The following is a 23,600-nucleotide window of genomic DNA, read 5'->3' as shown; positions in this document are numbered from 1 at the left end:
TGCCTGCAAGCATGCGGGCAAGTTCGTGATTCGACGTAAGCCAGCGAAAGCGGCCGACCTCTCCGGCATGCCCGGAAACAGGGTAGTGTTCGAAGCGCGACACGCCCGACCTCGGGACGCGAGAAACGTGGACGGACGTGCGAGTTCGATAGCTCGAACCACAAAGACATGAAGTTCCAGACACCGCGTTAGACAAAAAACAAGGAAAGCCGGTCTATGCCAACCATCAACCAGCTGGTCCGCAAGGGTCGCCGCGACAAGGTCGCCAAGACCAAGACCGCGGCCCTCAAGGGGAGCCCGCAGCGTCGTGGCGTGTGCACCCGCGTGTACACCACGACCCCGAAGAAGCCGAACTCCGCGCTGCGTAAGGTCGCGCGTGTTCGCCTGACCAGCGCGGTCGAGGTCACGGCGTACATCCCGGGTGAAGGCCACAACCTGCAGGAGCACTCGATGGTGCTCGTGCGCGGCGGTCGTGTGAAGGACCTCCCCGGTGTGCGCTACAAGATCATCCGCGGCTCCCTCGACACCCAGGGTGTGAAGAACCGCAAGCAGGCCCGCAGCCGCTACGGCGCCAAGAAGGAGAAGAGCTGATATGCCACGCAAGGGCCCCGCACCCAAGCGTCCGCTGATCAACGACCCGGTCTACGGTTCGCCGCTGGTCACTCAGCTGGTCAACAAGATCCTGCTGGACGGCAAGAAGTCCACCGCCGAGCGCATCGTCTACGGCGCGCTGGAGCAGGCGCGCGAGAAGACCGGCACCGATCCGGTCGTCACTCTCAAGCGCGCGCTGGACAACGTCAAGCCCTCGCTGGAGGTCAAGCCCCGCCGTGTCGGTGGCGCCACCTACCAGGTGCCGGTGGAGGTCCGTCCGGGCCGCGCCAACACCCTGGCGCTGCGCTGGCTGGTCAACTTCTCTCGCGCCCGTCGCGAGAAGACCATGATCGAACGCCTGGCCAACGAGCTGCTGGACGCCAGCAACGGCCTCGGCGCCTCGGTCAAGCGTCGCGAAGACACCCACAAGATGGCCGAGTCCAACCGGGCCTTCGCGCACTACCGCTGGTGATTGCCGCCCGGCCCGTCGCTCGTGTGGGGGCCGGAAGGTAGTCACTGTCGGGGGCGGCACTTCGGTGCCGTTCCCGACGTTGACATAGTGGACCTGACCAAGGTCCGACACCCGAAGATCCCAACACGCTGATCTACGACAAGCAGAGCGGGGAAGATTTCCGTGGCACAGGACGTGCTCACCGACCTGAACAAGGTCCGCAACATCGGCATCATGGCCCACATCGACGCGGGCAAGACGACCACAACTGAACGCATCCTCTTCTACACCGGTATCACCTACAAGATCGGTGAAGTCCACGATGGCGCCGCCACCATGGACTGGATGGAGCAGGAGCAGGAGCGTGGTATCACCATCACCTCCGCCGCGACCACGTGCTTCTGGAACGACAACCAGATCAACATCATCGATACCCCCGGCCACGTCGACTTCACCGTCGAGGTCGAGCGTTCGCTGCGCGTGCTCGACGGCGCCGTCGCCGTGTTCGACGGCAAAGAGGGTGTCGAGCCGCAGTCCGAGCAGGTGTGGCGTCAGGCCGACAAGTACGACGTCCCGCGCATCTGCTTCGTCAACAAGATGGACAAGCTCGGTGCGGACTTCTACTTCACCGTGCAGACCATCAAGGACCGCCTGGGCGCGAAGCCGCTGGTCATCCAGCTGCCGATCGGTGCCGAGGACACCTTCGAGGGCATCGTCGACCTGGTCGAGATGAACGCGAAGGTCTGGAAGGGCGAGACCAAGCTCGGCGAGAAGTACGAGGTCGAGGAGATCCCGGCCGATCTCAAGGAGAAGGCCGAGCAGTACCGCCAGGAGCTGCTGGAGACCGTCGCCGAGTCCGACGAGGCGCTGCTGGAGAAGTTCTTCGGCGGCGAGGAGCTCTCGATCTCCGAGATCAAGGGCGCCATCCGCAAGATGACGGTCAACTCCGAGCTGTACCCGGTGCTGTGTGGTTCCGCGTTCAAGAACAAGGGCGTGCAGCCCATGCTCGACGCGGTCATCGACTACCTGCCCTCGCCGCTGGACGTCGAGGCCACCACCGGCCACGTCCCCGGCAAGGAAGAGGAAATCCTCACCCGCAAGCCGTCGGCCGACGAGCCGTTCGCGGCGCTGGCGTTCAAGATCGCCGTGCACCCCTTCTTCGGCAAGCTGACCTACGTCCGCGTGTACTCCGGCAAGGTCGACTCCGGCGCCCAGGTCATCAACTCGACCAAGGGCAAGAAGGAGCGTCTGGGCAAGCTGTTCCAGATGCACTCCAACAAGGAGAACCCGGTTCCGGCTGCCTCGGCTGGTCACATCTACGCCGTGATCGGTCTGAAGGACACCACCACCGGCGACACCCTGTGCGATCCGCAGAACCAGATCGTGCTCGAGTCCATGACCTTCCCGGACCCGGTCATCGAGGTCTCGATCGAGCCCAAGACGAAGTCCGACCAGGAGAAGCTGGGCACCGCGATCCAGCGCCTCTCCGAAGAGGACCCGACCTTCTCGGTCAAGCTCGACCAGGAGACCGGCCAGACCGTCATCGGCGGCATGGGCGAGCTCCACCTCGACATCCTCGTCGACCGGATGAAGCGCGAATTCAAGGTCGAGGCGAACGTCGGTAAGCCGCAGGTGGCCTACCGCGAGACGATCACCCGCCCGGTCGAGAAGCTCGAATTCACCCACAAGAAGCAGACCGGTGGTTCGGGCCAGTTCGCGAAGGTCATCATCGCCCTCGAGCCGTTCGTCGGCGAAGACGGCGCGACCTACGAGTTCGAGAACAAGGTCACCGGTGGCCGCGTTCCGCGCGAGTACATCCCCTCGGTGGACGCGGGCGCGCAGGACGCCATGCAGTACGGTGTGCTCGCGGGATACCCGCTGGTGAACCTGAAGGTCACCCTGCTCGACGGCGCTTACCACGACGTCGACTCGTCGGAAATGGCCTTCAAGATCGCCGGCTCGCAGGCCCTCAAGGAAGCGGCCCGCAAGGCCGGTCCGGTGATCCTCGAACCGCTGATGGCGGTCGAGGTCACCACGCCCGAGGACTACATGGGCGATGTGATCGGCGACCTGAACTCCCGCCGTGGCCAGATCCAGGCCATGGAGGAACGCAGTGGTGCCCGTGTCGTCAAGGCGCTGGTTCCGCTCTCGGAGATGTTCGGCTACATCGGTGACCTGCGGTCGAAGACCCAGGGCCGAGCGAACTACTCCATGGTGTTCGATTCGTACGCGGAGGTTCCGGCCAACGTGTCGAAGGAGATCATCGCCAAGGCGACCGGCGAGTAATACCTGCCGGGCGTCAGTACGACCCCCAGTAATAACCGCACTGCTGCAAACGCACGCACCAACAAGTCCAGGAGGACACCACAGTGGCGAAGGCGAAGTTCGAGCGGACGAAGCCGCACGTCAACATCGGCACCATCGGTCACGTCGACCACGGCAAGACCACGCTGACCGCAGCGATCACCAAGGTGCTGGCTGACAAGTACCCGGACCTGAACGAGGCCTCGGCCTTCGATCAGATCGACAAGGCGCCGGAGGAGAAGGCTCGTGGTATCACGATCAACATCTCCCACGTCGAGTACCAGACGGAGAAGCGCCACTACGCGCACGTCGACGCCCCGGGTCACGCTGACTACATCAAGAACATGATCACCGGTGCGGCGCAGATGGACGGCGCCATCCTCGTGGTCGCCGCCACCGACGGCCCGATGCCGCAGACCCGCGAGCACGTGCTGCTCGCCCGTCAGGTCGGCGTGCCCTACATCCTGGTCGCGCTGAACAAGTCGGACATGGTCGACGACGAGGAAATCCTCGAGCTCGTCGAGATGGAGGTCCGCGAGCTGCTGGCCTCGCAGGAGTTCGACGAGGACGCCCCCGTCGTCCGCGTCTCGGGCCTGAAGGCGCTCGAGGGCGACCAGAAGTGGGTCGACTCGGTGCTCGAGCTCATGAACGCCGTCGACGAGTCCATCCCGGACCCGGTGCGTGAGACCGACAAGCCGTTCCTGATGCCGGTCGAGGACGTGTTCACCATCACCGGTCGTGGCACCGTCGTCACCGGTCGTGTCGAGCGCGGCATCATCAACGTGAACGAGGAAGTCGAGATCGTCGGCATCCGTCCGGAGAAGACCAAGACCACGGTCACCGGTATCGAGATGTTCCGCAAGCTGCTCGACCAGGGCCAGGCCGGTGACAACGTCGGTCTGCTGGTTCGTGGTATCAAGCGCGAAGATGTCGAGCGTGGCCAGGTCATCGTGAAGCCGGGCACCACCACCCCGCACACCGAGTTCGAGGGCCAGGCCTACATCCTGTCCAAGGACGAGGGTGGCCGCCACACCCCGTTCTTCAACAACTACCGTCCGCAGTTCTACTTCCGTACGACTGACGTGACGGGCGTTGTGACCCTCCCCGAGGGCACCGAGATGGTCATGCCCGGTGACAACACCGAGATGACCGTCAAGCTGATCCAGCCGGTCGCCATGGACGAGGGCCTGCGTTTCGCGATCCGCGAAGGTGGCCGCACCGTCGGCGCCGGCCGCGTCACCAAGATCCTCAAGTGACGTTGCCCCGCAACATCTCCCAGCACTAGCTGGCTGACACCGAACGGCGTCGCTCCTCCGGGAGCGGCGCCGTTCGGCGTTCCCCGCCCCTCCACCAGCCACCCGACTGACGTCACCTGCTCAGCTCGCCGCGAGTACGGAATGACGCATGCCCGAGGCGTTTCCGCCGGCTGCGAGTGTCCAGCCGAGTGCGGCGAACCCGGCAGCTATGCGCCCACAAGCTTGCTCACGTCATCACAGGGATGGTGGCGAGGTCGCTTGCAGGTTGAGGTGGGGCGGCGTGGCGAAAGTACCTGTGCAGTGCCAGCTTCAGGCCGTAGGGGTTCCGTTCTGGTCGGCCGCAGGACTTTCCGGCAGAGCGCGGCGACCCCAGCAGCTGTCGGTGCTCCACAGGGCCGTTCGGTTCGACACGGCGATGCTGGTGAGCTCACTGCTGCGATGGTGGGTGTGGTGAGGCAAGAATGCCGGTGGCACAGGCAACTCCGACAAGGCAAGTTCGACATCCGCTCGCACATTTGCGCCACCGAGGGTTCTGCCGCGGCATGCAGTTCGCCTGAGCTGCGAGTAGTTGGCCCACCGGACTATCCAGCCGTGCGCGGCGAACGGGTCTGTAGCTGTGTGTTCACAGGTGTGCTCGCGTGATCACAACGATGGTGGCGAGTTTGCTTGTGCTGTGGGGTGGGTGGTGTGGCGGAAGTGGTTGTGAAGTGGGGCGCTGGGTGAGGACGGTGCAGATGTGCCCAGCCCGCTTCCAACCGCAGCCGCCCAGCGTGCTGGGGGTAGGAGTTTGAAGATCCGCGCGGCCCTGGGGTGGGCGTGCGGATGGTGGGTGGGATCAGAGGATTTGCCAGCGTGGGGGTGGGGCGGTGGCGCCGCGGACTATTGCTCGGCGCCAGCGGGCGGCGGTTGTGGTGAAGTCGTTCAGGTCGGCGGTGGTCCAGCGGACGAATTGGGCGCCGAGGTCGCGGAGGGTGTCTTCGCGGAGTTCTTCGCTGTAGACGGCGTCGCCGGGGGATTGCTCCGGGGCGAGCAGGCGGCCGTATTTGCAGCGGCCGTCGTATTCGCCGATGACGTTGTATTGCGGGAGGAAGAAGTCGACTCGGGCGATGAGATGGCCCTGCACGCTGTGTATTTCGGTCTGGAGTTCGGGTTTGGGAAGGCAGGCGTGGTGCATGGCGACCCGGCTGCGGGATTCGCCGGGGCTTTCGCTGCGCGGATCCATGAAGAGGATCGCCTGGCGGGCCTGGGACAGGCCGCGGCGACGGCTCCACCGATCCAGTTGAGTCAGCAGCTGGTCGGCGGACAGACCGTGGTTGCGCATCGCGGGATCGCCGGTCACGACCGCGGCGGTGAACGAGAGGGTGCGGGCGAGGTCGGCGATGGTGCGGGCGGGAGTTGTCACCAGCAGGCCATCGATGGTCATGACCTCGTCGTCGTCGAACGGTGTGCTGTGCAGGTGCAGGCTTTTCGTCAAACGGCCACCGGTGGCGCGGTTGACGGTCGCGTGCACCTGGCGGCCGGGGGGATGCAGGAGCGGCAACCCGTGCAACACGGCAGCCGACTGATGGCTGATCACGACGCCGTCGCCCAGCACCGCGCTGGCCGCGCGGACCGCTAGCCGGTGTCGCGCATGGGGGTCGGCGGGAGCGTCCGCGTGGGCGTAGGCCCCGGGGCGCAGCCGTGTCAGGCGACCGGCGGCACATGCCCGCCGCAAGTCGTAGTCGGTCAATCCTCGTGCCAGCGCGGTCTTGCGAAGCAACAATTCATCGGCCATTGCGCAATGATGCGCCGTGCGCAGGCAGCCACCTCACGAAAACCACCTACCTGTGGATAACTTCAATCCTGTGGATAACCTCGAATTACGCTGTTGTGCAACAGATCTAGATGTGAGCCAGGCTCGTGGTGAGGTGACTTCGGAAGAAGTTCGAATCCGCCGGACTTGCGGATTCACAGCACTTGGTCCTTGATCAGTCAACTGCACCATCATTGAGCGAGCTCGTGGCTGCGGGTAAGACACGGCGACGATGCTCGGAGTCGTCCCGGGGGAAATGGTGGAGCACCCGAAACCGCTGCCGACTGGGCGTCTGGGCTCCACGCGAGGTGTGGATTCGGGCCGGCAGGGGTGTTTGGTTCCGGTCAGGCCGTGGCGCCGGATGGTGCGCTGATGGATCGACGCCGAGCTGATATGGCGGGTGACGTTCTGCGACAGGATTTCTCGAGCCCGGTCGGGGTTCCCCAACCTGCCTGTGGATGGTTGTGGATTTTCAGAGGGTTGCGCCCAGCAGCCGACCGGGTTCGAATTGGGCGGCGGAGGTGGGGAGGATGCCGGGGCGGCCGCTGGTGCGGACGGTGACGGTACCGGTGCCCGGGGGCAGCGCGAGGCTGTCGAGGCGGCGGAGGGTTTGGGCGGCTACGGCTTCGGCGCTGTCGAAGAGGCGGACGCCGGGTGGGAGGGCCGCGATGATCTCGTCGATGACCAGCGGGTAGTGGGTGCAGCCGAGGACGACGCCTTCGACGTCGGCGGGTGACTGTTCGGCGGCGCGGGCGATGGATTCCTTGGCGGCGGCCAGGTCACCGCGGTCGATGGCGTCGGCCAGCCCGTGGCAGGCGACGCCCACGACTTTCGCGTCACCCGCGAATCGGGTGATCAGATCGGCTTGATACTTGCTGGCCGTCGTGGCGGCGGTTGCCCACACCGCGACCGAGTTGCATACGGCGGCAGCGGGTTTGATCGCGGGGACGGTACCGACCACCGGCACGTCGGGCCCGACTTCGGCACGTACGTGCTCGAGCGCGGTGACGCTCGCCGTATTGCAGGGCAGCACGATGACCTGTGCGCCCAGGCGCAGCGAATCGCGGGCCGCCGAGACGACCCGGTCGATCACCCACGGTTCCGGTTTCGGCCCCCAGGGCGCGCCGTCCGGATCGGATTGCAGCAGCAGATCGACCTCGGGCCGCAGCTTGCGCAGCCACGCGGCCGTCGGTAGCAGCCCCAACCCGGAATCGATGAGCGCGACGATCACCCGACCACCGTATTACAGCGTCCGCCCACCACCCCCATCGCAGCCTTAGCGTTCCCGTAACCGTCGACCACACCGAGCCCGCCACATGGACCACATCGCCCGGCAGGAAACGCTTCCCGTGCCGAATCGCCGCGGCCCAATTCCCGCACAGCCCAAGTGCACGAGCTACGGATTCGGTGACATCTGAAACGGCTGCGCTGCCTGCCGCATGGCCACCTGCTGGTGGGAGGTACCAGCGGGAACGGCGAGGCGACCCGCGCGCCCTCAGTTCGCGGGCGCGAGCAGCTCGCTGACCGGTGTCCGGTTGGCCAGCTTGGCGCGTGTTTTCATGACCTTTCCGGTCAACCCGGCACCGACGACGCCGGTCAGGATCCCGTCCTGGGAGTAGTAGGCGAGGAATTTCCGCCCGTCGTCGCTGACGATGGTGATGTCGTCGGCGGCGTTCGGGGTGCCGAGGGCCTGGATTTTCACCTCGTACTGGTCGCTCCAGAAATAGGGGACCTGGGTGGCGGTGGGGGCGGCGAGGCCGAGGAGGGCGCAGGTGAGGAGTTTGGCTTGTTCGCCGGCGTTGGTCCAGTGTTCGACGCGTTTGCGGTGGCCGGTGTCGTGCAGCCAGGCGGCGACGTCGCCGAGGGCCCAGACGTGTTCGGTGCGGGTGCGGCCGACCGCGTCGGTGAGCACGCCGCCGCCGGCCGCGGGAGCGGCGAGTTCGATGCCGGAGTCGGCGAGCCAGTCGGTGACGGGCCGGGAGCCGACGCCGATGACGACGAGGTCGGCGGCGATCTCGGTGCCGTCGGAGAGCCGGGCGCCGCGGACGCGGCCGTTGTCGTCGGCAAGGAAGGTGTCCAGGCCGGTGTCGCAGCGCAGGTCGACGCCTTCGGCGCGGTGCATGCGCGCGACGAGCGCGCCGACGGGTTCGCCGAGCACGGAGGCCAGCGGTGTCGGCTGCGGTTCGATGAGGACGACGTCGACGCCGCAGGCTCGGAAGCTGGCGGCGATCTCGCAGCCGATGAAGCCCGCGCCGACGACGAGTGCTTTGCGGGCCGCGCCGAGTTCCGCGCGCAGCGCGCTGGCATCGGCGTGGTCGCGCAGGACGTGCACGCCCGCGAGGTCGGGTAGCCCGGGCAGGCGACGTGGACGTAGTCCGGTCGCGATGACGAGCTGGTCGTATTCGAGTGTGCTGCCGTCGGACAGCCGCACCTGCCGCGCTGTGGTGTCCACGCCGACCGCGTTGGTCGCGAGCCGCAGTTCGATCTGGTTCTCGTCGAAGAATTCGGCGGGCCGCAGGGTGGTGTCGTCGGTTTCGCCGCGCACGAACTGTTTGGACAGGGGTGGGCGGTCATAGGGCAGCCGGGCTTCTTCGCCGACCAGGACTATGTCGCCGGCGAAGCCCGCGCGGCGTAGTTCCTCGGCGGTGCGCAATCCGGCGAGCCCGGCTCCGACGATCACGATCGGCGCTGTCATGCGGCCCTACCTTTCCGATGCCGGGACGGGGTGGGCCGCCGACGCGACCATGCCTTCGCAACTGTCCACCCGCTCACCCTAACGGTTGCTTGGTTTTCCTGGCTTGTGTGCGCTGTCACATATGGATGTCGGTGCGGACACGGGTCGGCACGACTATTGATCGGGCGGTCAATCAGGTCTATACCGGGAGGTACGAACACATTCGACGCCTTCAGGAGGCACATCATGTTCACCGATAGCCGTGCACAGGACGGGCTGGCCGTCGTCCTCGGCGTCTTCGCCGCACTGTCCACGCTCTGGGTCGCGACCAACGACAACGCCTTCTGGGCGCTGGTCGTGCTCGGCGCGCTGATCGCGCTGACCGGTCTGGCGCAGATCTACCGCGCGTCCATGTCCGCGCTCGACTACGCCATGGCGCTGTTCGGCGCGCTGCTGTTCGTTTCGCCGTGGGTGTTGGACTTCACCGACTACTTCGGCGCATCCTGGACGGCATGGGTAGTCGGGCTGGCGACGGTAGTGGTCGCCGTGGCGGCGCTGCCGACGGTGTCGAGTCGGCTGCACAGCATGGTTCCGCATCACTGATGCACATGCCGAAACCCCCGCGACGCGGGGATCGGGCCGGGCGCCGCCGTAGCGCGAAAGTCGACGGTGACGCCCGGCAACTCATTTTGGATGCCGCCGAAAAGCTGTTCGCGGCACAGGGTTTCGACGCGACCCCGACGGCCGCGATCGCGGCCGCGGCGAGCGTGCCCAAAGGTCTTGTCTTCTACTACTTCCCGACCAAGGACGCGATCCTCTCGGCTCTGATGTCCGAACGCGTGCCCGCGCAGCCGATCGAGGACATCGGCACGGTGGTGGCGCCGGGTGATCCCGCCGCCAGCCTGGTCAACCTGGATGCCGCGTTGAACCTGCGTGATCACCACTCCTCGGTGCTGCGGGTGATCATGTGGCGCGAGGCCGATACCCATCCGGATGTGCGCCGCCAGCTGCGGCGGCTGCGGGATCAACTGCTGGAGGTGACCGCCCGGGTGCTGGAGGCGAGCGCCCCCACCAAGGTGCGGCCGGGCACGCTGAAAGCCTGTGCGACAGCGTGGGTGTCGGCGATGTTCGCGGTCGCGAGCACCGATCGGCTACAGGCGCTGGACGGGGTGTCGCTCCCACCCGCCGACGAGGTGCTCAATATCGCGCAGGTGGTCGCCGCCGGGATGACTCAGCTGGGCTGAACTCACCGAGGCCGCCGGAGCTCCGGGGTGTCCGTGCGTGCTGCCTGGTCGCCGGTGCGCCAACGCTGGTCGCAGGCCGGGCAGGCCCAGCGCGGTTCGCTGCCCGTGATGACGCATCCGCCCATGCGAGCCTGCCCGGCCTCGACCTTGCGCATGACCGCGGCCGACGGGAACCCGTAGATGATCGGGACGCCGTCGGCGCCGCACCGGGGACAGCTCGCGTGTTCGGCCATCCGTCCAGTGTGCACCGAGTGGTGCTGATCCCGGTGTGCCCTACCGAGTGAGGAAATCGGTGACGTCGGGGGCGAAACGCGCGTGTTTGACCGCACCCATGTGGCTGGCACCGGGGTAGATGACCAAGTGCGAGTGGGGGATTCCGTCCGCGGTGTGGCGGAAGTTGGCCGCCGGGTAGAAGCCGTCGCGTTCGCCGCCGACGACCAGGGTGGGCGCCTGGATGTCGGCGAGGCGGCCGTCGAGGTCGAAGGCGTCCTCGGCGCGGACGAAGGCCAGGGTGTCGGCGGGGTTCTTGGGCCGGGCCAGCGGATCCAGTAGCCACATGCCGGCGGCGGCGAGGCGAGCCACCAGTGGATTGGCAAATCCGGCCGAGGCCATGTGGTGCAGGGCGCGGTCGCCGCGGGCAGCCGCTTCGCCGTAGGCGACCTGGGCGGCGGACGCGGCGCGTTCGAGCCGGTAGCCCGAGGACGCGATGACGAGCCTGCGCACCGCGGCGGGGTGATCGGCCGCGAGTTGCAGGGCGATCGAGCCGCCGGAGGACACGCCGAGAACGTCTACGGCGCCGCCGAATTCGGCGTGCAGCGCGTCGGCGTGCTCGGTCGCGATGTCGGCCATGGTGGTGCCCGCGGCCATATCGGGCGCGCGCCCGACCGCGTAGACGCGGAAGTTGCGAGCCAGTGGCGCAAGGGTTTTGAGTTCGGCGCTGCGCATCCAGCCGGTCGGGTTGGCGTGGTCGGCGGTGAACCAGCGCAGGAACACCAGGGGTTGTCCGGAACCCAGTGCGAGATAGGGCATTCCGTGCTTCAGGCGGCCTTCGGTGACGTCGAGATCGGCGGTGCGGGTGGTTCGGCTCATCGGATTCCTCCTACGCTATGTAGTACTGAGTCCGAGCCTACGGGCGAGCACCGACAAACCAGCGCCGCTCACCCGCCGATTCGACGGGCGGCGCCGCTTTCGCCCGCGGGCCGGGCGAAGATCGCCGCCAGCGCCCGCGCCGCACCCGCCGAGTCCTGCCACGAGTGCCGGCAGTTACCGCACTCCCAGTGCGGGTCGTCGGCGGATACCACGCAGCCGCCTAGTCGGATATGACCGAGCATGGCCATGACCCGTGCCTTGGTGATCGGCAGCCCGTAGAGGATCGGGGTGCCGTCGTGCCCGCATTCCGGGCAGCGACCTGTGTTCGCCATGGTGTTCGTGTCCTTCCTCGCGGCGATGCGATAGCCGGAGTATCGGGGCGTCACGGCGACACGTATCCGCGACACGCGCGGACACCGCAGGCAGCACCGCCGCCGCTCGGGCGACGGTGCTGTCCGGTTGCTCAGCGTGCCGCAGCGCTGATCTCGGCCGCCAGCGCCGCCGGGACCTGTGCATACGAGTCGAAGACCATGGCGTAGTTCGCCCGGCCCTGGGTCTTGGACCGCAAATCTCCGATGTAGCCGAACATTTCCCGCAGCGGCACCAGCGCCTGGACGACACGGGCGCCTTTGCGCTGGACCATCGAGCGGATGTGCCCGCGCCGGGAATTCAGATCGCCGATGACCTCACCCAGGTATTCCTCCGGGGTGACGACCTCGACGGCCATGATCGGCTCCAGCAGGGCCGGGCGCGCGCGAGCGACGGCCTGCCGCACCGCCTGCGCACCCGCGGCCCGGAACGCCAGATCCGACGAATCCTGTACGTGCGCGGCGCCGTCGAGCAGCGCCACCCGCACATTCACCATCGGATATCCGGCGAGCACCCCGGTACGCAGGGCGTCCTGCGCACCGGCGTCGACCGCGGGCACGTATTCCTTCGGCACCCGTCCGCCGACGACCCGGCTCTCGAACTCGTACACCGCGCCGTCCGCGCCGGCGAACGGCTCGACCGCGAGCACCACCTTCGCGAACTGGCCACGGCCACCCTGCTGTTTGCGATGGGTGTACTCGTGCCGGTCCACGGCGGCGGTGATGGTCTCGCGGTAGGCCACCTGCGGCTTGCCGACCGCGGCCGCGACCCGGAACTCCCGCCGCATGCGGTCGATCAGGATCTCGAGGTGCAGTTCGCCCATGCCGCCGATGACGGTCTGCCCGGTCTCCGGGTCCACCCGCACCGAGAAGGTCGGGTCCTCCTCGGCGAGCCGGGCGATGGCCGTGCCCAGCAGCTCCTGGTCGGAGCGGGTGCTGGGTTCGATGGCCACCTGGATGACCGGCTCCGGGAAGGTCATCGATTCGAGCACGATCTGCGCGTGCGGGTCGCACAGGGTGTCACCGGTGGTGGTGTCCTTCAGTCCGATGACGGCGCAGATCTGCCCGGCCGATGCCTCCGCGATGGGGTGCTCGGTGTTCGAGTGCATCTGGAACAGCTTGCCCAGGCGCTCCTTTCGTCCTCTGGTCGCGTTGACGACCGCGGTGCCGGCGGCGGCGCGGCCGGAGTACACGCGCAGGTAGGTGAGTTTGCCGAAGAACGGATGCGCCGACACCTTGAACGCCAGCGCCGCGAACGGCGCGGTGACCTCCGGTGGGCGACGCAGCACAGTCTGTTCGTCGTCGGGCGAATAGCCTTCCGCGACTTCGGCGTCCAAGGGCGAGGGCAGATAGTCGACCACCGCGTCCAGCAGCGGCTGCACGCCCTTGTTCTTGAACGCCGACCCGCACAGCACCGGATAGGCCGCCGAACGCACCGTCAGCCGCCGGATCGCGCCCTTGATCTCCGCCACCGTCAATTCGCCGCCGCCGAAGTACTTCTCCAGCAGCGCCTCGTCGGATTCGGCGACGGTTTCCAGCAGGTCGCGCCGGTAGCGCGCGGCGAGTTCGCGCAGCTGCTCCGGGATCTCGGTGATCTCGTAGCGCTGCCCGAGTTCGGTGTCGCCGCGCCAGCGCAGAGCACGCATCCCGATCAGGTCGACGACGCCCTCGAAGCCGTCCTCGGCACCGATGGGTAGTTGCACCACAAGGGGTTTCGCGCCCAGGCGCTCCTCGATGGTCCGCACGGTGAAGAAGAAATCCGCACCGAGCTTGTCCATCTTGTTGACGAAACAGATCCGGGGTACGTCGTATCGGTCGGCCTGCCGCCACACCTGCTCGGACTGCGGCTCGACACCCTCCTTGGCGTCGAAGACCGCGACCGCGCCGTCGAGTACGCGCAGCGACCGTTCCACCTCGACGGTGAAGTCGACATGGCCCGGGGTGTCCAGGATGGTGATCTGGGTGTCGTGCCAGAAACAGGTGGTGGCCGCGGCGGCGATGGTGATGCCGTGCTCCTGCTCCTGCGCCATCTTGTCCATGGCGGTGGTGCCGTCGTGCACCTCGCCGAGCTTGTAGGTGACGCCGGTGTAGAACAGGATGCGTTCGGTGGTCGTGGTCTTGCCCGCATCGATGTGGGCCATGATGCCGATATTGCGGACTCGGCCCAGGTCGGTGGTCATAGCGCGTGTCATGGGAATCCCCCACTCCGTCAACTGGATTCGTCGGTGGACGCTCGCCGGTTGAGGCGTTCCGGGGGACGGCACGAGCGGTAGGTCGGCGGCGCTGCGACAGCGCCTGCGAGAGGACCTGCCGTGCTTACCGCGAATGCGGACGTGCTGTAACCATGACCCCATGTCTACTCGCGGCCCGCGCCGCTGTCGAGCGAATAATGTGGTTTCGTTCTCGACCACGTCATCGACCGCCGGGAGGACCCCGTGACCGAAGCACCGACCGCCGCGCGGGTCCGGGCGGCGCTGGCGGAGGTCGCCGATCCCGCCGACGCGATCCACCTGCAACGTTTCTTCAAGACCGGGCCGGGCGAGTACGGCGCGGGCGATGTGTTCCTCGGGGTGCGCGTGCCCGCGACCCGCGCGGTCGCCAAACGCTTCTCGGCGCTCCCGCTGCCCGGGATCGGTGAGTTGCTGGACAGCCCGGTGCACGAGGAACGCCTGGCCGGACTGGTGATCCTCAATGCCCGCTTCGCCCGGGCGAGCAAGCCGCGCACGCTGGATGTGGCCGCGCAGGAGGAGATGGTGCGCTTCTACCTGGACGCGGTGCGCCGCGGCCGGGTCAACAACTGGGATCTGGTGGACAGCTCCGCCGAGCACATCGTCGGCCCGTGGCTACTGGACCGGCCCCGGGATCTGCTGATCGAGCTGGCTCGCTCGGAGTCCCTGTGGGAACGCCGAGTCGCGGTGCTCAGCACCTTCGCCTTCATCAAGGCCGGTGACCCTTCGACCACCTTCGAACTCGCCGAACTCCTGCTCGACGACCGGCGCGACCTGATCCAGAAGGCGGTCGGCTGGATGCTGCGGGAGGTCGGCAAGCGGGTCGACCGCCTGCTGCTGCTCGGGTTCCTGGACCGGAACGCGGCCCGGATGGGCCGCACCGCACTGAGTTACGCGACCGAGCACCTGACGCCCGACCAGCGGGCGCACTACCGGTCGCGCCGCGGTGTGAGCTCAGCGCCCGGAGGCGGCAGCGCAGCGTAACCATGTAGGGGCGTCGTGAACACCGCAAATCGACACTAGAACTGGATCTTCAGGTGGTCGGTCACCGGCCGCGCCTGGCAGCCGAGGATGTAGCCGTTCTCGATGTCCTCGGGATCGAGGATCTCCGCGTTCTCCATCTCGACCTTGCCCTCGAGCACGGTGCAGGCGCAGGACCCGCATTCGCCCTCCTGGCAGGAGTAGGGCACATCCAGACCCTTGGCGAGCATGATGTCGACCAGGGTCTGCTTGCGCGGCCAGGCCAGCTGGTGCACCTCGCCGTCGAGTTCCACCTCGACGGTCGCGGCGTCGGCGGCCTCCTCGTCGGAGACCTCGACCGGCGCCTGATCGGCGAACGGGTCTCCGGCCAGGGAGTTGAACACCTCGGCGTGGGTGCGGTTGCGCGGCACGTCGAGCTGGGCGAGCGCGTCGTGCACCCGGTCCATGAACGGTTTCGGCCCGCACATGAACGATTCGTAGGCGGTGTAGGGCCGAACCAGCGTGGCCAGTCCTTCGACCGAAGGCAGGCCCTGCAGGTGCTCGAGCCAGTGGATCACGGTGAGCCGCCCGGCGTGCTTGTCGGAGAGTTCGCGCAGTTCGTCGGCGAAGATCACCGAGTGCGGATCCCGGTTGGCGTACACCAGCACGATGCGGCCGTTGCCGCGGGCCAGCGCCGATTTCAGGATCGACATGACCGGCGTGATGCCGCTGCCCGCGCCGAACAGCAGCAGGTCCTCGTCGAGGTCGCGGGGCGTGAAAACGCCGGAGGGCGGCAGCACTTCGAGCTGGTCACCGGCTTTGACGTTGTCGCACAGCCAGTTCGATCCGTACCCGCCCTCGGTGCGCTTGACGGTGACCTTCGGCTTGTCGTCGGTGTAGGGCGAGCTGGCCAGCGAGTAGCAGCGCGCCACCGAGCCGGTCTGGTCGCTCGGCACACGCAGGGTCAGGAACTGGCCCGGCTTGTAGTCGAACTTCGCGCGCGATTCCTCGGGAACGTCGAAGACCAGCGAACAGCTGTCGCTGGTCTCCGCGATCACCGCGGCGACCCGCAGCACGACGGATCGGGAGCCGTGGGGAACTTCGACCGTAGTCATCGCTGCCTCTCGAACGTGGTCTGGAAGAAAACTAGAACGTGTTTCAGTTTCATCGTACGTCGGGGTCCGGTTGCCGGACAAGCCGAGCCTCGAGACCGGCGATCAGCACCTCCATGCCGAAGTCGTAGGCATAGCGCCCGCGCAGATCGGTCATGTGCTTGGTGGCCCGGTCCACCACGTCCGGCAGCGCCACATCCGACAGCGGCGAGCGGTCGCGGGGATTCACTCTGCTGCGGCCGAAGAGATAGGTGTGGATGGTCGCGTACGCGGCCAGCACGTCGCGGTCGCCGAATCCGGCTTCGGCCAGGATCTCCATGATCGCGGCGATCAGGTCGAGCTGTTTGCCCAACATCTGCTCGATCAGGACATCGCCGAGTCCCGGGTGCTTGCGCAGCTTCTCGTCGATCTGGTCGACGAGTTCGCGCAGGCGCTGCTGCCAGGGGCCGGATTCCGGCGGTGGCTTGCGCACTCCCGCCAGCGCGGCGGTGGCGACGAGGTCGAGCAGCTCGCGTTTGTCGGCGACGTAGTAGTACGGCGCCATGGGGGAGACGCCTAGTTCGCGGGAAAGTCGCCGCATGGACAGTTTCTCCACGCCGTCCGTGCGGACCACGCGCAATGCGGCCTCGACGATCTCCGGCTCCGAGAGCGTATTGCCGCTTCCGGCGCCCTGTACCCGTCCGACTCCCATGCCACCTCTGCACCGCGGGCGTGTGGCGCCCGTCACGTTCTGTTCAGCTGCTTTCCACCGGAAGTCTAGAGTGCGGGTTACCGGGGTGGTCTGCGCGCTGGGCGTCGAGGGCGGGCCGGGGGTCATGGGCCCGAGCCTGGCGAGCCGCTGGTCGCGGCGCAAGAAATCGTCCCATCGACTGGAACGTGTTTCATTTTTGTACCGCTTCTGGCTATCGTGTGACTGGTACTACACACACGGAGGTTGGCATGATGCACACGTTCCACGCACCGAGCGACACCGAGAGCGCCGAGCTGGTCGAGGAGACCCTCATCGAAGAGGTGTCCATCGACGGCATGTGCGGCGTCTACTGATCCGGCCATGATGATGCTCGATCTCGATACCCCTTGGCAGCTGCATCCCCGGGTTTCCCTACGCCCGGAACCGTTCGGCGCGCTGCTCTACCACTTCGGTACGCGCAAGCTCTCGTTCCTGAAGAACCCGAAGATCGTCGAGATCGTGCGATCGCTGCCCGCCCACGCCACCGCGCGGACGGCGCTGGAGGCGGCCGGGATCACCGGCGATCGCGCCGCGCCGTACCTGAGCGCGCTTGCGCAATTGGCCGAAGGTGAGATGATCGTCGGCGCGCCAGCGCGTGTGGCCGGCGCCGCGGGCGCCGAGCCCGCGCCGGCGCAGGCCGTCCGGCCACCTGCGGGGGTGGTCCCGCAACCGGACGGCCACGCGCAGCGACGTGTCGATGAGGGGCGGTCCGGTGCTGCTGATGACAAGGCGGTCCGGCTGATCGACCGGTTCGAGACCGGATTGGCCGCGCCCATCTGCCTGACCTGGGAACTCACCTACGCCTGCAACCTGTCCTGCGTGCACTGCCTGTCGTCCTCCGGACGGCGCGATCCGCGCGAGCTCAGCACCGAACAGTGCAAGGCGCTGATCGACGAGTTCCAGCGCATGCAGATCTTCTACGTCAATATCGGCGGCGGCGAACCGACTGTGCGCCCGGACTTCTGGGAACTGGTCGACTACGCCACCGCGCACGATGTCGGAGTCAAGTTCTCCACCAATGGCGTTCGGATCACCCCGGAGGTCGCGCAGCGGCTGGCCGCGAGTGACTATGTCGATGTCCAGATTTCGCTGGACGGCGCGGACGCCGAGGTCAACGACGCGGTGCGCGGACCCGGCTCCTACGCCATGGCGATCCGCGCCCTGGAGAATCTGGCCGCGGCCGGGTTCAAGGACGCGAAGCTGTCGGTGGTGGCGACCCGGCACAATATCCCGCAGCTCGACGAGTTCAAGGCCATCGCCGACAAATACGGCGCCACACTGCGTTTGACCCGCCTGCGGCCCTCCGGGCGCGGTGCCGACGTCTGGGACGAACTGCACCCCACCCCGGACCAGCAGCGCGTGCTCTACGACTGGCTGGTCGCCAATGGCGAGGGCGTGCTGACCGGCGACTCGTTCTTCCACCTGTCCGCCTTCGGCTCGGCGCTGCCCGGTCTGAACATGTGCGGGGCGGGCCGGGTGGTGTGCCTGGTGGACCCGGTGGGTGACGTGTACGCCTGCCCGTTCGCCATCCATGACACCTTCCTGGCCGGAAACGTGGTGTCCGACGGTGGTTTCCAGAGCGTCTGGAGCACCTCGGAGCTCTTCTCGGAGCTGCGCGCGCCCAGCGGCGGCGGCGCCTGCTCGGGGTGCGCGCACTACGACGCCTGCCGGGGCGGCTGCATGGCGGCGAAGTTCTTCACCGGTCTGCCCGCCGACGGCCCGGATCCGGAATGCGTGCAGGGTTACGGCGAGGCGGCGCTGGCGGATTCGGGGCGCACGATTCCCCGGTCGTCGGTGGATCATTCGCGGATCCGGGGACGGCAGGAGGCGAAGCCGACGGGGTGGGTGAATCCCGCCGTGCGCAAGCCGCGTAAGTCGGGGCCGATTCCGTTGACGCTCACCACGCGTCGGCCGTCACGGTCCTGCGACGAGAGCCCGCTGGGCTGATCCGCCCGGAGTTGCCGGTAATGCGCTGGATTCGGGAAACTCGTCGGCCGACGCGCCGGGCGGCTTCAATTGCCATCCGTTTGCCGAATGGTGGAATCTGCGCCGTGGCAATCACTTCGCAATGCGATCACAAAGTTTTCTGCCCGACTCCCGGTGCCAATGATGCCTCCGCGTGAATCTGCGCCTAGCATGCCTGGAATGCGCCAAGATCGTCTGCCCGATGGATTCGGGGTACGGATCGATCCACGAGTACGTGCGTATTCCGGGGGCCGCATCCTGATCGGCGGCTCGCCCGCGCGGTTGCTGCGGCTCGCCCCGGAAGCGGCCGAGATGATCGGCGACGGATACCTCGAGGTCACCGATCCGAAATCCGCGGTCGTCGCGCGCCGGCTGCTCGACTCGGGCGTCGGCAACCCGCGCCCGCGGTTGCTGCCGTCGCTCGAGGACGTCACGGTGATCGTCCCGCTGTACAACAACGCGGCGGGCCTGGAGCGTTTGCTGGCCGCGCTGCGCGGGCACAATGTGATCGTCGTCGACGACGGCTCGGATCAGCCGGTGCAGATTCCGCGCAACCGCGGCACGCGCTGCCGGGTGACGGTGCTGCGGCACGACCGCCGACAGGGCCCGGCGGCGGCGCGCAATGCCGGGCTGCGCGCGGCGACAACGGACTTCGTGGCCTTCCTGGATTCGGATGTGGTGCCGCGCAGCGGCTGGCTCGAGGTGATGCTCGGGCATTTCAGCGATCCCGGTGTGGCGCTGGTGGCGCCGCGCATCGTGGCGCTGGATCCGGAGTCCACCACGCTGGCCCGCTACGAGCACACCAGGTCGTCGCTGGATCTGGGGCGCCGCGAATCCGCGGTGCACTCCCGGGGTCTGGTGTCGTATGTGCCGAGCGCCGCGCTGCTGGTGCGCCGTCGCGCGCTGCTGGCCGAGGGCGGCTTCGACGAGTCCATGCAGGTGGCCGAGGACGTGGATGTGTGCTGGCGGCTGGAGAAGTCCGGCTGGCGGCTGCGCTACGAGCCGGCCGCGCATGTGGCGCATGATCATCGGGTCTCGTTCCGCTCCTGGTTCGACCGGAAACTGTTCTACGGCACCGGTGCGGCGCCGCTGGCGCAGCGGCACGAGCCGGGCATGGTGACGCCGCTGTCGCTGCCGACCTGGACGGTGGTGGCCGCGTTCCTGTTCGGCACGCTGTCCAAGTGGGGAGCGGTCGGTGGCCTGCTGACCTTGGTGGCGGCGCTGGTGCGGCTGCGGCGGGTGTTCGCCGGGCTGGACAATCCGACCCGGATCGCGGCGATCTACCTCTCGCGCGGATTCTTCTCCGGCATCTGGCGTCTGGCCTCGGCGGTGTGCCGGCACTACTGGCCGGTGACGCTGGTGGCGATGCTGTGCTCGCGGCGGATTCGCCGGATCGCGATCACCCTGGCCCTGGCGGACGGCCTGGCCGACTGGTTCACCCACCGCGATGCCGGTGGGCTGGATCCGTTCCGCTATATCGCCTACAAGCGGATCGATGACATCGCCTACGGCACCGGCCTGTGGCTCGGCGCGTATCGGGCGCGCAGCGTCGAGGCGCTCAAACCGACCGCGCCGCCGCACTGATCGCCGCGCGGGATGGACGTGCCGGTGCCGGACCGGGCCGACACGGTGATCGTCGGTGGCGGTACCGCGGGCTGTGTGCTCGCGGCGCGGCTCAGCGCCGATCCGGATCGCGAAGTGTGTGTGCTGGAGGCGGGGCCGGTCTTCTCGGCCGTCGCCGAGCTACCCGATGATCTGCGCCGGGCCGGGCGCATGCCGATCGGACCGGGCTCGCCCTGGGTGTGGCGGTATCCGGTCCGGCTGGCCGAGGGGCCGGTCGAGTCGGCGATCGTGCGCGGCCGGGTGCTCGGCGGGTCCGGTGCGATCAATGGCGGCTATTTCGTGCGCGCGCTCGCGACGGACTTCGCGGCATGGGCGCGCGACTGCCCGGAATGGACTTTCGAGGCGGTGCTGCCGGGCTATCAGCAAATAGAGCGCGATCTTGATTACGGCGAGTTACCCGGTCATGGTCGGGCCGGTCCGATTCCGGTGCGCCGCACCGTGAATCCGGTACCGGCCAGTGTCGAATTCGCCGCGGCGGCACTGGCGGCCGGGTTTCCGGAAATTCCGGATCTGAACGCGCTGCCGGAGTCGCTGCCCGGCACGGGTGTCGGGCCGGTGCCGTGCAATCTGGATTCCGGAATGCGGGCCGGTTCCGCGACGGAGTATCTGCTGCCCGCGCTGGCTCGGCCGAATCTGGCCGTGCGCGGCTCGGTAATGGTGACCCGCATTCGGTTTCACGGCGACCTCGCGGTGGGTCTCGACTATATGTGCGAGGGGCGATCCGGCACGATCGCGGCGGATCGCGTCGTGCTCTGCGCGGGCGCGGTGGAATCGGCGGCACTGTTGTTGCGCTCCGGCGTCGGGCCGCCCGAGCAACTGCGGGCCCTGGGAATTCCGGTGCGGGCCGCGCTGCCGGTCGGTGCCTGGTGCACCGACCATCCCGAGGTCGGGATCGAGTACCGTGGCGGTCCGGGTACCGGGGCCGACGCGGTCGCCCTGGAATACGTACTCGTCCACGAGGACCTCGAATTACGCCCGTACGCTGTGGGTTTCGGCGCGGATCCGGCTGTGCGCCGGGTCGGCGCGGCGCTGATGCGGCCGCGGTCGGCCGGTGAGTTGCGGTTGGCCGCCGCCGATCCCGCGACGCCGCCGCGGTTGGATTACCGCTATCTCAGCGTGGAATCCGATCGGCGCCGCCTGCGCGCGGCGGCGGACCTGGCGATCGAGTTGGTGTGGCGAATTCCCGGTACCGCAGTAGCCGGGCAGCAACCCGGCATTTCCTGGCTGCGCGCGAATCTCGGAACATCCCAGCATTTGTCGGGAACGTGCCGGATGGGTCCGGCCGGGGACGAACGCGCGGTGGTGGATCAACGCTGCCGGGTGCACGGGCTGGACGGATTGTCGGTCGCGGATCTGTCGGTTGTTCCGGTTCCACTCAGCCGGGGGCCGCAAGCGACCGTGCTGATGATTGCCGAACGGGCCGCCGGATTCGTTCTCGAATCTATGTGAAAGACGTGCAGGTCACAAAACTCGGCGATCCTATCCGGATGTGACCTGGCAGACAAACGAGAATTTCCGCCCTGTCGCCGGGACGGGCGCCGGTAAAGTCGGCGGCGGAAAGAAAGGCAAATGGTCAGCAATCTCGCAGGTGGGCGGCGCCCACGGTCCGGCGTCGAACCGGGGACCCAACTCGGCGCCCTGGAAGCCTATGCCGCACAAGCCCATGGATATCTCACGGCCGGTGACGACGAACTGTCCCAGCTGGCCGGTCTGCTCCGTCCCCTGATTCTGGAGTCGTGGCTGCGCGGCGTGCGCGCGGGCATCGATCCGATGGACCCGGGCAGTGAACGCGGTCTGCGCGGCGCGGATCTGGCGCGCTATCGCGACGCGCATGCCATAGCGCCGCTGCTGCCGCTGATCGACAAGCTGCTCGTACAGGACACGGCCAGAACGGGTTTGATCGTGGTGGTGGCCGATCAGTTCGGCCGCGTGCTGTGGATCCACGGCAATCCCGAGCAGGTCGCCGTGGCGACCGAGATGGGCGTGCGCGAGGGTGACGATCTGAGTGAGCGACGAGTCGGCGCGAATGCGGTCGGCCTGGTGGTGCGCACCGGACGCGCTGTCTGGGTGCACGGCCCGGAGCACTTCCTGCATCGCATGCATCAGCTGACCGGTGCCGCCGCGCCGCTGCACGATCCGGACGGTCGCCTGGTCGGTGTGCTGATGCTCGCGGGCGGTGGGCGGGTGGCCAAGCCGGAGATCCTCGCCCTGGTGAAGGCGACCGCGACCGCCGCGGAAATGGACCTGCTGCTGACCGCCATGCGTGCGGTTCAGCCCGCGCCGCGAGATCCCGCGCCCGTCGCCGACGGTCCGCTCGGACTCGATGTACTCGGTCTGGGGCAGCCGCAGCTGAGTAAGGGCGGCGAGCGAATTCCGCTGTCGCAGCGGCACGCCGAGATCCTGCTGCTGCTCGCCGAACACGGCGAGGGCTTGGGCGCGGATCATCTGGCGCTGCTGCTCGACGACACCGATCTGGACAACGGCACGATTCGCGCGGCGATGTCGCGGTTGCGCACGGTGGTGGGCGCGGCGCTGATCGGTTCGCGCCCATACCGTTTGCGAGCGCATATCGCAACCGATGTCGAGGCCTTGCGAGCGGCATTGGACTCCGGTGATGTCGAATCGGCATTGCAGCTCTACGCCGGTCCGGTGCTGCCGCGCTCGACCGCGCCCGGCATCGTGGACCTGCGCGACGAGCTTCGGGTGCGGTTGCGCACCGCGGTGCTGCGCTCGGGAGACGCGGCGGTACTGCGGCGCTGGACCGCCGGTGCGGACGGGCGAGACGATGCCGGCGCCTGGGTCGCCTATCGCGCGACGGTCGATCGTGATTCGACCCTGTATGCGCAGATCGAAGCCAAGATTCGGGTGCTCGACCGCAGGCTCGGCGCCGATGCAACGCGGATGCAACGTTCCCGCTCATAGTCTTGCAACTCTGAAAGTGCCCCGACTCAGATCCGGGCGTTCCGGGCCTCGTCGTGCCCTGGGTTTTCTCGCTCCCATGTTGACTGGTCAACCGACCAGAATAATTTGTTGGATTTAGTTCCTTTTTATTAACCGAGCGCCTAGTGTTCGGTTTGCGCGGAACATGCGTGTGATGCAGGAAACACCGTCGCGGCAACGGGAATCGCCGCGGCAGCCGAGTTGGAGGAACGATCAAGCGCTAGGCGGCAACCCCTACGCCGCCGAAACCGGTCGAATGCAAGCAGTCGGAAT

Annotated in this window: 21 protein-coding genes and 1 pseudogene; 13 read left to right on the top strand and 9 right to left on the bottom strand. The window is 67.5% G+C overall.

Annotated features, from left to right (window positions below; all coding sequences use genetic code 11):
- The first annotated feature begins 216 nt into the window (after nucleotides 1-216).
- The 4 genes from rpsL (at nucleotide 217) to tuf (ending at nucleotide 4,602) form a co-directional block, all read left to right on the top strand.
- The gene (rpsL, locus tag ACFVMC_RS23165; protein WP_014353064.1) at nucleotides 217-591 is read left to right on the top strand and encodes a 30S ribosomal protein S12; all 375 of its coding nucleotides are present in this window, start codon (nucleotides 217-219) and stop codon (nucleotides 589-591) included.
- Between the two features lies 1 nt (nucleotide 592).
- Complete coding sequence (rpsG, locus tag ACFVMC_RS23160; protein ID WP_357308557.1) at nucleotides 593-1,063, top strand: 30S ribosomal protein S7; 471 nt, start codon at nucleotides 593-595, stop codon at nucleotides 1,061-1,063.
- Between the two features lie 162 nt (nucleotides 1,064-1,225).
- The gene (fusA, locus tag ACFVMC_RS23155; protein ID WP_379213386.1) at nucleotides 1,226-3,328 is read left to right on the top strand and encodes an elongation factor G; all 2,103 of its coding nucleotides are present in this window, start codon (nucleotides 1,226-1,228) and stop codon (nucleotides 3,326-3,328) included.
- Nucleotides 3,329-3,411: 83 nt separating this feature from the next.
- Complete coding sequence (tuf, locus tag ACFVMC_RS23150) at nucleotides 3,412-4,602, top strand: elongation factor Tu (RefSeq protein WP_379213384.1); 1,191 nt, start codon at nucleotides 3,412-3,414, stop codon at nucleotides 4,600-4,602.
- Between the two features lie 835 nt (nucleotides 4,603-5,437).
- On the opposite strand, the gene ACFVMC_RS23145 is transcribed toward tuf, so the two are convergent.
- The 3 genes from ACFVMC_RS23145 to ACFVMC_RS23135 form a co-directional block, all read right to left on the bottom strand.
- The gene (locus tag ACFVMC_RS23145) at nucleotides 5,438-6,376 is read right to left on the bottom strand and encodes a hypothetical protein (RefSeq protein WP_379213382.1); all 939 of its coding nucleotides are present in this window, start codon (nucleotides 6,374-6,376) and stop codon (nucleotides 5,438-5,440) included.
- Nucleotides 6,377-6,866: 490 nt separating this feature from the next.
- Nucleotides 6,867-7,625 (bottom strand): glutamate racemase, encoded by a 759-nt coding sequence (locus tag ACFVMC_RS23140; protein WP_379213380.1) that lies wholly within the window; start codon nucleotides 7,623-7,625, stop codon nucleotides 6,867-6,869.
- A gap of 264 nt (nucleotides 7,626-7,889) precedes the next feature.
- Nucleotides 7,890-9,089: an NAD(P)/FAD-dependent oxidoreductase gene (locus ACFVMC_RS23135; RefSeq protein WP_379213378.1), complete on the bottom strand. Its 1,200-nt coding sequence runs from the start codon at nucleotides 9,087-9,089 to the stop codon at nucleotides 7,890-7,892.
- A 225-nt stretch (nucleotides 9,090-9,314) separates the two neighbouring features.
- Between ACFVMC_RS23135 and ACFVMC_RS23130 the strand changes: the two genes are divergently transcribed.
- Both ACFVMC_RS23130 and ACFVMC_RS23125 read left to right on the top strand, forming a co-directional pair.
- Complete coding sequence (locus ACFVMC_RS23130) at nucleotides 9,315-9,671, top strand: SPW repeat protein (protein WP_379213376.1); 357 nt, start codon at nucleotides 9,315-9,317, stop codon at nucleotides 9,669-9,671.
- Nucleotides 9,671-10,312, top strand: a complete 642-nt coding sequence (locus ACFVMC_RS23125) for a TetR/AcrR family transcriptional regulator (protein ID WP_379213375.1) — start codon at nucleotides 9,671-9,673, stop codon at nucleotides 10,310-10,312. Before ACFVMC_RS23130 ends, ACFVMC_RS23125 begins: the two co-directional genes overlap by 1 nt.
- 2 nt (nucleotides 10,313-10,314) lie before the next feature.
- Here the strand turns inward: ACFVMC_RS23125 and ACFVMC_RS23120 are convergent, their stop codons facing one another.
- The 4 genes from ACFVMC_RS23120 to fusA (ACFVMC_RS23105) all read right to left on the bottom strand — a co-directional run bounded on the left by ACFVMC_RS23120 (nucleotide 10,315) and on the right by fusA (ACFVMC_RS23105) (nucleotide 13,961).
- Nucleotides 10,315-10,545, bottom strand: a complete 231-nt coding sequence (locus tag ACFVMC_RS23120; protein ID WP_379213374.1) for a hypothetical protein — start codon at nucleotides 10,543-10,545, stop codon at nucleotides 10,315-10,317.
- A gap of 40 nt (nucleotides 10,546-10,585) precedes the next feature.
- The gene (locus ACFVMC_RS23115) at nucleotides 10,586-11,401 is read right to left on the bottom strand and encodes an alpha/beta fold hydrolase (protein ID WP_379213372.1); all 816 of its coding nucleotides are present in this window, start codon (nucleotides 11,399-11,401) and stop codon (nucleotides 10,586-10,588) included.
- 68 nt (nucleotides 11,402-11,469) lie between these two features.
- Nucleotides 11,470-11,733: a hypothetical protein gene (locus tag ACFVMC_RS23110; protein WP_379213370.1), complete on the bottom strand. Its 264-nt coding sequence runs from the start codon at nucleotides 11,731-11,733 to the stop codon at nucleotides 11,470-11,472.
- Between the two features lie 131 nt (nucleotides 11,734-11,864).
- The gene (gene fusA, locus ACFVMC_RS23105) at nucleotides 11,865-13,961 is read right to left on the bottom strand and encodes an elongation factor G (protein ID WP_379213368.1); all 2,097 of its coding nucleotides are present in this window, start codon (nucleotides 13,959-13,961) and stop codon (nucleotides 11,865-11,867) included.
- 243 nt (nucleotides 13,962-14,204) lie between these two features.
- On the opposite strand from fusA (ACFVMC_RS23105), the gene ACFVMC_RS23100 reads away from it, so the two are divergent.
- A complete protein-coding gene (locus ACFVMC_RS23100; RefSeq protein ID WP_379213367.1) occupies nucleotides 14,205-14,981 on the top strand; it encodes a DNA alkylation repair protein in 777 nt (258 codons plus the stop codon).
- 35 nt (nucleotides 14,982-15,016) lie between these two features.
- Here the strand turns inward: ACFVMC_RS23100 and ACFVMC_RS23095 are convergent, their stop codons facing one another.
- Together ACFVMC_RS23095 and mftR2 are read right to left on the bottom strand one after the other, a co-directional pair.
- Nucleotides 15,017-16,072: a 2Fe-2S iron-sulfur cluster-binding protein gene (locus tag ACFVMC_RS23095; RefSeq protein ID WP_379213366.1), complete on the bottom strand. Its 1,056-nt coding sequence runs from the start codon at nucleotides 16,070-16,072 to the stop codon at nucleotides 15,017-15,019.
- Between the two features lie 49 nt (nucleotides 16,073-16,121).
- A complete protein-coding gene (gene mftR2, locus ACFVMC_RS23090; RefSeq protein ID WP_379213364.1) occupies nucleotides 16,122-16,760 on the bottom strand; it encodes a mycofactocin system transcriptional regulator MftR2 in 639 nt (212 codons plus the stop codon).
- A gap of 251 nt (nucleotides 16,761-17,011) precedes the next feature.
- Between mftR2 and mftA the strand changes: the two genes are divergently transcribed.
- The 6 genes and pseudogenes from mftA to ACFVMC_RS23060 all read left to right on the top strand — a co-directional run bounded on the left by mftA (nucleotide 17,012) and on the right by ACFVMC_RS23060 (nucleotide 23,309).
- Nucleotides 17,012-17,113 (top strand): mycofactocin precursor MftA, encoded by a 102-nt coding sequence (mftA, locus tag ACFVMC_RS23085; protein ID WP_209898101.1) that lies wholly within the window; start codon nucleotides 17,012-17,014, stop codon nucleotides 17,111-17,113.
- A gap of 7 nt (nucleotides 17,114-17,120) precedes the next feature.
- Nucleotides 17,121-17,321 (top strand): annotated as a pseudogene (gene mftB / locus ACFVMC_RS23080) (mycofactocin biosynthesis chaperone MftB); the annotation flags it as partial.
- A gap of 216 nt (nucleotides 17,322-17,537) precedes the next feature.
- Nucleotides 17,538-18,746: a mycofactocin radical SAM maturase gene (gene mftC, locus ACFVMC_RS23075; RefSeq protein WP_379214061.1), complete on the top strand. Its 1,209-nt coding sequence runs from the start codon at nucleotides 17,538-17,540 to the stop codon at nucleotides 18,744-18,746.
- A gap of 198 nt (nucleotides 18,747-18,944) precedes the next feature.
- A complete protein-coding gene (mftF, locus tag ACFVMC_RS23070) occupies nucleotides 18,945-20,348 on the top strand; it encodes a mycofactocin biosynthesis glycosyltransferase MftF (RefSeq protein ID WP_379213362.1) in 1,404 nt (467 codons plus the stop codon).
- A 12-nt stretch (nucleotides 20,349-20,360) separates the two neighbouring features.
- Nucleotides 20,361-21,836, top strand: coding sequence for a mycofactocin system GMC family oxidoreductase MftG (gene mftG, locus ACFVMC_RS23065; protein WP_379213360.1), 1,476 nt, complete (start codon nucleotides 20,361-20,363; stop codon nucleotides 21,834-21,836).
- A 120-nt stretch (nucleotides 21,837-21,956) separates the two neighbouring features.
- The gene (locus ACFVMC_RS23060; protein WP_379213358.1) at nucleotides 21,957-23,309 is read left to right on the top strand and encodes a GAF domain-containing protein; all 1,353 of its coding nucleotides are present in this window, start codon (nucleotides 21,957-21,959) and stop codon (nucleotides 23,307-23,309) included.
- The last annotated feature ends 291 nt before the right edge of the window (nucleotides 23,310-23,600 follow it).

It is taken from the genome of Nocardia sp. NPDC127579 (assembly GCF_042672005.1).
GTDB lineage: Bacteria > Actinomycetota > Actinomycetes > Mycobacteriales > Mycobacteriaceae > Nocardia.
This window is presented reverse-complemented; position numbering and strand designations above follow the sequence as displayed.